Annotated in this window: 3 protein-coding genes and 2 pseudogenes; all 5 read right to left on the reverse strand. The window is 60.0% G+C overall.

All coding sequences use genetic code 11. The features are described from left to right. Positions 1-40: 40 nt before the first annotated feature. Positions 41-196, reverse strand: a pseudogene (locus ACIF4X_RS29050) (hypothetical protein); the annotation flags it as partial. Positions 197-235: 39 nt separating this feature from the next. Further along, complete coding sequence (gene nuoL, locus ACIF4X_RS29055; protein WP_007920175.1) at positions 236-2,089, reverse strand: NADH-quinone oxidoreductase subunit L; 1,854 nt, start codon at positions 2,087-2,089, stop codon at positions 236-238. Then, positions 2,086-2,394: an NADH-quinone oxidoreductase subunit NuoK gene (gene nuoK, locus ACIF4X_RS29060; protein ID WP_003223790.1), complete on the reverse strand. Its 309-nt coding sequence runs from the start codon at positions 2,392-2,394 to the stop codon at positions 2,086-2,088. The genes nuoL and nuoK overlap by 4 nt, the downstream gene beginning before the upstream one ends. 3 nt (positions 2,395-2,397) lie before the next feature. After that, positions 2,398-2,898 carry an NADH-quinone oxidoreductase subunit J gene (gene nuoJ, locus ACIF4X_RS29065; protein WP_249486939.1) on the reverse strand — a complete coding sequence of 167 codons (501 nt, stop codon included), beginning with the start codon at positions 2,896-2,898 and terminating at the stop codon, positions 2,398-2,400. A gap of 9 nt (positions 2,899-2,907) precedes the next feature. Further along, positions 2,908-3,125 (reverse strand): annotated as a pseudogene (locus ACIF4X_RS29070) (NADH-quinone oxidoreductase subunit I); the annotation flags it as partial.

Genomic DNA, 3,125 nt, shown 5'->3' on the forward strand with positions numbered 1-3,125 from the left:
GCGCCCAGGTCTGATAGTCGCCAGGCTCCTGTGCATATCAACACGCCCCTTGGGCCAACAGGAAGAGGCCGAGGGCGAGTTCCAGGGTCATGGTCAACAGCGCAATCCAGCGGGGCAGGGTAGCGCCGAAGCGCTCACCCATCCAGCACAGCAGGCCGCCGATGAAGGGGATCAGGATTAGCCAAGGCAGAATCATGACGGGCTCGTTTCCTTTCGCAAATTCGCAAGGTTCATATCAGACCGCTACCAGCACGATGGCGCCAATGACCAGCACGGCACCAGCAGCCATCGAAGCAGCGTACCAACGCAGTTGACCGGTCTCGGTGCGGCTCAGGGCGGTGTGACCACCCTTGGCCATACGCGGGATCAGACCGATGGTCTGGTCGAGCGGGTCTTTGCGCAGTACGTGGCTGATCGCCAGGTAAGGCTTGACGAACAGTTTGTCGTAGATCCAGTCGAAGCCCCAGGCAGCGAACCACCAGGCCGAAAGGAAACGGCCGATGCCGCTGTTGGCGATGGCCGTGACGAAGCGACGCTTGCCGAGGAACAGCAGCGCTGCCAGCAGGATACCGGCCAGGGCGATGGCGCCCGAGGCGATTTCCAGACTGTGCTTGGCTTCGCCACCGGCATGGCCAACGCTTTCTGGCAGCACGCCGTGCAGCGGTGGCACGATCATGGCGCCGACAAAAGTCGACAGTACGATCAGCACCGAGAGTGGCAGCCAGTGCGAGATGCCGTGACCGGCGTGGGCTTCGGTCTTGGCTTCACCGTGGAACGTGATGAAGATCAGGCGGAAGGTGTACAGCGACGTCATGAACGCGCCGACCAGACCTGCGTAAAGCAGACCGTGGTTGCCGCTGGCGAACGCTTCCCAAAGGATTTCGTCCTTGGAGTAGAAGCCGGCGGTGACCAGTGGCAGAGCGGCCAGGGCAGCACCACCAACGATGAAGCTGGCGTAGGCCAGTGGCAGTTTTTTCCACAGACCGCCCATCTTGAAGATGTTCTGCTCGTGATGGCAGGCAACGATCACCGCACCGGAAGCAAGGAACAGCAGGGCCTTGAAGAAGGCGTGGGTCATCAGGTGGAAAATCGCGCCATCCCAGGCGCCAACGCCCAGCGCCAGGAACATGTAGCCGATCTGGCTCATGGTCGAGTAGGCGAGGATACGTTTGATGTCGGTCTGAACCAGTGCGGCGAAACCTGCGAGAACCAGCGTCACACCACCAACGATGCCGACCAGGTGCAGGATTTCCGGCGCCAGGGTGAACAGACCGTGGGTACGGGCGATCAGGTAAACACCAGCGGTCACCATGGTGGCGGCGTGGATCAGTGCCGACACCGGAGTCGGGCCGGCCATCGCGTCCGCGAGCCAGGTTTGCAGCGGCAGTTGTGCCGATTTACCAACCGCGCCACCCAGCAGCATCAGGGTTGCCAGGGTGATCCAGAAGTCGCCGACCTGGAATTTCTGCGGTGCCAGCACCAGCAGTTCCTGGATGTTCAGCGTGCCCACTTGCTGGAACAGGATGAACAGGCCGATGGCCATGAACACGTCGCCGATCCGGGTCACGATGAAGGCCTTGAGTGCGGCGTTACCGTTGTTGCGGTTGCTGTAATAGAAACCGATCAACAGGTACGAGCACAGGCCCACGCCTTCCCAGCCGAAGTACAGGAACAACAGGTTATCGCCGAGCACCAGGAACAGCATGCTGGCGATAAACAGGTTGGTGTACGAGAAGAAGCGCGAGTAGCCCGCTTCACCGCGCATGTACCAGGACGCGAACAGGTGGATCAGGAAACCCACGCCAACGACCACGCCGAGCATGGTGATCGACAGGCCGTCGACGTAGAGGGCGAAGTCAGGCTTGAAGCCTTCGACCGCCATCCACTTCCACAGCACCAGGGTGTAATGACCACCCTCGGGAGGTGCGACGTTGAATTGCCAGATGACGTAAGCGGCGACAATCGCCGACAAGCCAATGGAACCCACGCCGATCAGCGCCGAGAGGTTTTCCGACCAGCGTCCACGGGAGAACGACAGCAGCAGGAAACCGATCAGAGGGAATACGAAAGTCAGAAAGATAAGATTCATCCGCGCATCTCACTGGCAGCGTCGATATCGAGCGTGTGGAAGCGGCGATACAGTTGCAGCAGGATCGCCAGACCAATACTGGCCTCGGCGGCTGCAAGGCTGATCACCAGGATGAACATGATCTGTCCATCCGGCTGGCCCCAACGGGCGCCTGCAACAATGAACGCCAGTGCAGAGGCGTTCATCATCACTTCCAGACTCATCAACACGAACAAAATGTTGCGGCGGACCATCAGGCCGACCAGACCAAGGCAGAACAGGATGCCGGCGACGGCTAAACCATGTTCGAGAGGGATAGCAGGCATGTCTTACTCCTTCGCCTCGTTACGGCCCAAATGGAACGCCGTGACGGCTGCAGCAAGCAGCAGCATCGAGGCGAGTTCGACCACCAGCAGGTACGGGCCGAACAGGCTGATGCCCACGGCTTTCGCGTCTACGGTGGTGTGGCCGATGGCCTGACCGCTCTGGTGAGCGAACAGCACATACAGCAGTTCGGCCAGCAGCAGCGCGCCGAGAATCACCGGACCGGCCCAGATGCCGGGCTTGAGCCAGACGCGTTCTTGCTGAACCGAGGCGGGGCCCAGGTTCAGCATCATCACCACGAACACGAACAGCACCATGATGGCGCCGGCGTAGGCGATCACTTCCAGCACGCCAGCGAACGGTGCGCCGAGTGCGAAGAAGGTCATGGCCACAGCGATCAACGAGATGATCAGGTAGAGCAGGGCGTGCACAGGATTGGTGTTGGTGACTACGCGAAGCGTGGACACAACAGCGATACCCGATGCGAAATAGAAAGCGAATTCCATCGTTCTTCCTTAAGGCAGCAAGCTCTTCACGTTGATCGGTTCGGCTTCGTTCTGTGCGGCGCCTTTCGGCTTGCCAGCGATTGCCATACCTGCAACACGATAGAAGTTGTAATCAGGGTTTTTGCCGGGGCCGGAGATCAACAGATCTTCTTTCTCGTACACCAGGTCCTGACGTTTGAACTCGGCCATCTAGAAATCCGGTGTCAGCTGGATCGCGGTGGTCGGAC

Source organism: Pseudomonas sp. NPDC085632, from assembly GCF_044541255.1.
Lineage (GTDB): Bacteria > Pseudomonadota > Gammaproteobacteria > Pseudomonadales > Pseudomonadaceae > Aquipseudomonas.